Raw genomic sequence first — 5470 nt, forward strand, 5'->3', positions numbered from 1 at the left:
TGCATTTTACCAGGTGGAGGAAACCATTATCGGAAAGCACATCATTTATGCAGAAATCCTGTTTCGCAATTCGCACTAAACAGGACCGGCTTATTTGCGCTTCACGCCAAAACGAGCGGTTGCAGTTGAAGGAAATTACGAATCACCTAATCCAGTTTAAAAGAAACCGGGAGAGAAAAAGTGGAATTCACCGGTATTCCATCAATACTGCCCGGTGTCCATTCCGGCATCGTTTTGATAATACGAACCGCTTCATCATCAAGGATTTGATAACCCGTCGATTTTTTAACTTTTACATTCTTAACGGCACCTCTGTCCGATACCACAAATTGAATATATACTTTTCCCTGCATTCCTTCATTAACGGCTATTTGCGGGTATCTCAAATTCTTTTTAATGTACTGAATAATACTTTCCTGCCCTTTCTGAAAAACGGCAGCAATCTCGTATTCAAAAAAGGTTGTTTTCTTACCGTTAGGCAGATAACATGCCTTAAACGTTCGTTTCCCTTTTTTATACGTTTCTTTTCGCCTCAGTTTCCCGTCCTGGTAATAAACAATAAAATTTCCCGAAATATTTCCGTTTACATAATTTTCAGTTTTATACAATGCTCCCGAATCATAAAACGACGTTTGAAGACCATGCAGTTTTCCGTCTTTGTAATTGTAAACAGATGATTTAGTTCCGTTTTTTTCATAGTAAACAAACTCACCTTCTTTTACTTTTTGGGCATAATCTTTAAATGCACCTGTCATTTGAAGTGAGTCCGAATGCCTGTAATAGTCTGAAACCTTGTACAAATTGTCTTCCTCCCTGATAATACGGTAATACTTGACGGAATCGCTTATTTTAGTCACATTCCAGGCATGGTCAAAATAAATAGTATCTCTTTTGTTCTGAGAGAACAGCATACCATTCACAAGGATTAATAAGGCGGTCAACAGGTGTTTCATCATCATTGTTTCTACAAAAAAAATTATTACGAACTACATACTCAATATTCAGTTCGGCATTCGTCATTAAATCTCCACTAATTCTATTGGAAGCCCGTCCGGGTCTTCGAAGAATGTGAAGCGTTTTCCGGTGAATTCATCAATACGGATCGGTTCACAAGCGACTTGTTTGGATGCCAATTCGTTGATGGATGCTTCGATGTCATTCACTGAAAAAGCGAAGTGACGAAGTCCGCTTGCCTCTGGTCGGGAAATTCTTTTGGGTGGTTCCGGAAAGGAGAATAATTCAATGCAATACACTCCGTTCAGGATCAGATCCAACTTGTACGAATTCCTTTCAGAACGGTAATTTTCAGCCAGGATTTCAAAGCCTAAAACTTCCGTGTAAAATCTCTTCGAACGCTCGTAGTCCGAGCAGATAATTGCAATATGGTGAACGGATTTTAGCAATTGTAAAAACGATTAATGGACAGTGTTCAAGTTACAACTAATAATCAAAAAATGTTCATCCTTTGACAAGCTAAGGATTTTTTGTTCAAATGAAAAATCTTTTCACTTTGTCCAGTTCTTTGAACCTTTCCAACTCTTGAACTCCTTCTATCAGATATATTCGCTCTTAACCAGGTAATTTTTCACGTAATCGTCAATTCCTTCTTCCAGGGTATGGAACGGAACATCGTAGCCCTGAGCAATCAGCTTCTGCATGTTTGCTTCCGTAAAATACTGGTATTTATCACGGATATCTTCCGGTGTATCGATGAATGAAATCTGAGCTTCTTTTCCTAAAGCCTCAAATGTATTTGTTGCCAAATCAAGGAATGTACGTGCTTTACCTGAACCCAGGTTGTAAATTCCGGATTTCGCAGTTCCTTTCATCAAAAATTCGATCACGGAAACCACATCTTTTACGTAAACAAAGTCGCGCATTTGTCCGCCATCCGTGTAATTCGGGTTGTGGGAACGGAAGAGTTTCATTGCCCCATGTTCTTTCACCTGATTGAAGGTATGGAAAATCACAGATGCCATGCGTGCCTTATGGTATTCATTCGGTCCGTAAACATTGAAGAATTTCAATCCGTACCAATGCGGCGGAGTTTCAGTTTGTTCCAAAGCCCACATATCGAACCATTGTTTGGACCATCCGTACGGATTCAGCGGCTGCAATTTCGGCATGTCTGCCTCATTATCGTCGTAACCGAATTCGCCCAATCCATAAGTTGCCGCAGAACTTGCATACACCAACGGAATCTTGAAATGTGTACAATGTTTCCAAACCATTTTGGAATATTCCACATTCAATTCATCGAAAATCGCTTTGTCAAACTCCGTCGTATCTGTTCGCGCTCCAATGTGCAATACACACGTAACTTCCGAACCGAATTCGTTCATCCACTGATCGAAATCATTACGCTGAACCATTGCCACAAACAACTTTCCATCCAGGTTGGATGCTTTTTCGGTTTTAGAGAAATCATCCACCAAAACCAGGTTGTTGATTCCTTTGCTGTTCAATGTTCCTGCAATGCAGCTTCCGATAAAACCTGCTGCTCCTGTAATGACGATCATGTGTGAAATTTTATAAGTGCAAATTTACGAAATCTTTATTGTTGGCAACAGTAGGTAAATCGTCAATTCTTTCCGACACTTTCCCGATACCAAACTTGCGTGCACTTGTATATAATATAAGCATTTTTTTCGACAATACCCTTCTAGGGTTATAAACCCTAGAACAATTTTCAGGGATTCAATTATCGAAAAAATTTGAATCATGTATCTCTCAAAGCATACTTATCATTTCTATCCATTTTTCTTACCTTTGTACTCAATTTTCAAGACTTGGAAACAGTATACATTACACGAAGAGAGCATTTCAACGCTGCACACAAATTATGGCGCGAGGAATGGTCGGATGAAAAAAACGAAGCCGTTTTCGGCAAATGCAGCAATAAAAACTGGCACGGACACAATTTCGAATTGTTCGTAACTGTTAAGGGCGAACCAAATCCGGAAACAGGATTTGTGATCAATCTGAAAGATTTGAGTACGATTATCAAAGACCTTGTAATCGAAGCATTGGATCACAAAAATCTCAATCTGGATGTTCCGTTTTTAAAAGGAAAACTGGCTTCGACTGAAAACCTGGCAATTGAAATCTGGAAAATGATTGATGCTCCGATTCAGCAAGCCGGCGGACAATTGTGCAAGATCAAACTGGTTGAAACGGAAAATAATTATGTTGAATACTTCGGTGGAAAAGAACCGTTTTAAACACGTTCAAATGTTCAAATTGAACATTTGAATATTTACATAAAAACACATTTTAAGCATGAGCGAATTTCAATACAACGACGACACGACACAAAACATTTCAACCGTTTACAAATCCATTCTTTCTGAAATCGGTGAAAATCCGGAGCGTGAAGGATTATTGAAAACACCGGAACGCGTTGCAAAAGCATTGCAATTCCTGACTCAAGGGTACGAGATCAAGCCGGAAGAAATTCTGAAAAGTGCCTTATTTCACGAAGAATATTCGGAAATGGTCATCGTGAAGGATATCGAGATTTATTCGATGTGTGAACACCACATGCTTCCGTTCTTCGGAAAAGCACACGTTGCTTATATTCCAAACGGAACGATCGTTGGGTTGAGCAAAATTCCGCGCGTAGTTGATGCTTTCAGCCGCAGGTTACAGGTTCAGGAGCGTTTGACCATCGAAATCCGTGATTGCATTCAGGAAACGCTGAAACCAAAAGGAGTTGCCGTTGTGATGGAATGCCAGCACATGTGCATGCAGATGCGTGGAGTTCAGAAACAAAACTCGGTGACAACTTCCAGTGCTTTTACCGGATTATTCCTGAGTAACGATTCAACCAGAAAAGAGTTTATTAACTTAGTACAGGCGAAACTACATTAGATACAAGAAACACAATCAACTTAAAACACCAATCGCATGATTAGAAACACTACTTTTTTGATCCTTTTCACTATTTCATTTTTTTGTGCCTCATCGGTTTTTGGGGCGAAAGGATTGAAATTATCGCTTGAAAAGACTGTTGTTCTGGTGAATTCAATCGATTCCTATCAAACCTCCAATTATTTTGAAGGGTTCAATGAAACCGATGTTCAGCAGCGTTTTTACTTTTCAATCATTGAAACAGAAAAGCTGCTTTCTAAACAGGCTTCGGCTATCGTAGACGGAAAAACGAAAAAGATCAATCTTGAATCAAATTTCACCGTTTCAACGATTAATTGGGGTTCTGTTTTTAATGGAGTCAGAACATACAGCTTTACGATTCCTCCTCATTGTATTTTCAAATTTGAATACCACACTTCCGCACAGGAAACTATTTTCTTGTCCGACATCAACAAAAACGGGATTCATAAAGCGGAGGATTTTTTCTATGAGGTAACGCTTCCTGCAAATCTTGAAGCTTCATTCAGACATCGTGCAGAAAAGAAATCCGGCCGTTTTGTCATTACGAACCAGGATTTCAAGGCTGATGAGGAACGGATGTACTTTTTAATTCACCCGAAAGGAACCGAGCCCAACACTTACTTTACCAATTGGTTCCTCCATAAAACGGATGGTCATGAAGCTTTAAACACTGCTTCTCTTCCGCAGGATTTAATCAATCTTTCCAAAAAAGGGAAATCACTGGAGCTGGCAAAAGCATGCTTTGCGTATGTACAGGACAATATTCAATACCTGGACATTGAAAACGGATTGAATGCATTGGTTCCGCGGCAAGCCAATCAAACAATTGTCAATAAATACGGCGATTGTAAAGACATGTCGATGCTACTGCACCAACTCTTAAAAACCTTTGGCTTTGAGTCTTACATGAGTATCTCAAAAACATCTGCCAAAAAAGATACTTATGATTTCCCATCCATTGCCATGGCCAATCACATGATTGTATCCCTGGTTTGGGAGAACAAATTGTACTTTTTGGATTGTACGGAACAAGAGTGTTTGTTCGGAGATCCGAGCTTGCAGATCCTTGGAACCGAAACTTTTCTACTCGGCAAAAAGGAGCAGCAATACCAGCAAGTTCCTGCCATTCTTCAATTTCAGCCGAAACTTTTACTCGAATACCGGTTTTACTTAAACAACAAAACGCGCCAGCCTGCGTATCAATTGAAAATGACCTTCCAGGAAAAATTCGGACTGGTATTCCGTCACATGAAACAATACGGAAATGTGCAGGAAAAAACGGGGAAGATTATTGATTACCTGGTTCCATACGCGCACACCATCGACAGTACTCAAAGCACGGAACACGAAACCTCTTTTCTGATCAGTTCCGATTTACCGTCCTCGTATTTCAACCTGATCAACAATCAATATTACATTGATCTGAAATGTCTTCCCGAAATTACCCGCATGATGGAAGTTACATACAACAACGACAGCGCGCTTTTCAATGCAGATTTCCAACTGACTTTCAACCAATTGAAATTCAAACAAACATTTGATCCTTCGAAAGGAATTGATTTACAGACAAACAACGCAG

General features: G+C 39.7%; 5 protein-coding genes and 1 pseudogene. 3 read left to right on the forward strand and 3 right to left on the reverse strand.

From position 1 onward, the window contains the following. Positions 1-146: 146 nt before the first annotated feature. The 3 genes from Q1V93_RS10725 to rfaD form a co-directional block, all read right to left on the reverse strand. A complete protein-coding gene (locus Q1V93_RS10725; protein ID WP_300664543.1) occupies positions 147-953 on the reverse strand; it encodes an energy transducer TonB in 807 nt (268 codons plus the stop codon). Between the two features lie 66 nt (positions 954-1019). Continuing rightward, entirely contained in the window at positions 1020-1403 is a 384-nt protein-coding gene (locus tag Q1V93_RS10730) for a VOC family protein (protein WP_300664545.1), read from the reverse strand. A 150-nt stretch (positions 1404-1553) separates the two neighbouring features. After that, entirely contained in the window at positions 1554-2519 is a 966-nt protein-coding gene (gene rfaD / locus Q1V93_RS10735) for an ADP-glyceromanno-heptose 6-epimerase (protein ID WP_300664547.1), read from the reverse strand. A gap of 270 nt (positions 2520-2789) precedes the next feature. Here rfaD and Q1V93_RS10740 point away from each other — a divergent pair, with 270 nt between their 5' ends. From Q1V93_RS10740 to Q1V93_RS10750, 3 genes and pseudogenes are all read left to right on the forward strand, one after another. Then, complete coding sequence (locus tag Q1V93_RS10740) at positions 2790-3221, forward strand: 6-carboxytetrahydropterin synthase (RefSeq protein WP_300664549.1); 432 nt, start codon at positions 2790-2792, stop codon at positions 3219-3221. A gap of 58 nt (positions 3222-3279) precedes the next feature. Continuing rightward, positions 3280-3870: a GTP cyclohydrolase I FolE gene (folE, locus tag Q1V93_RS10745; RefSeq protein ID WP_300664551.1), complete on the forward strand. Its 591-nt coding sequence runs from the start codon at positions 3280-3282 to the stop codon at positions 3868-3870. Positions 3871-3906: 36 nt separating this feature from the next. Next, positions 3907-5470: pseudogene (locus Q1V93_RS10750) on the forward strand (hypothetical protein); the annotation flags it as partial.

The sequence above is a fragment of the Fluviicola sp. genome (genome assembly GCF_030151805.1).
In the GTDB taxonomy this organism is placed as follows: Bacteria; Bacteroidota; Bacteroidia; order Flavobacteriales_D; family Crocinitomicaceae; genus Fluviicola.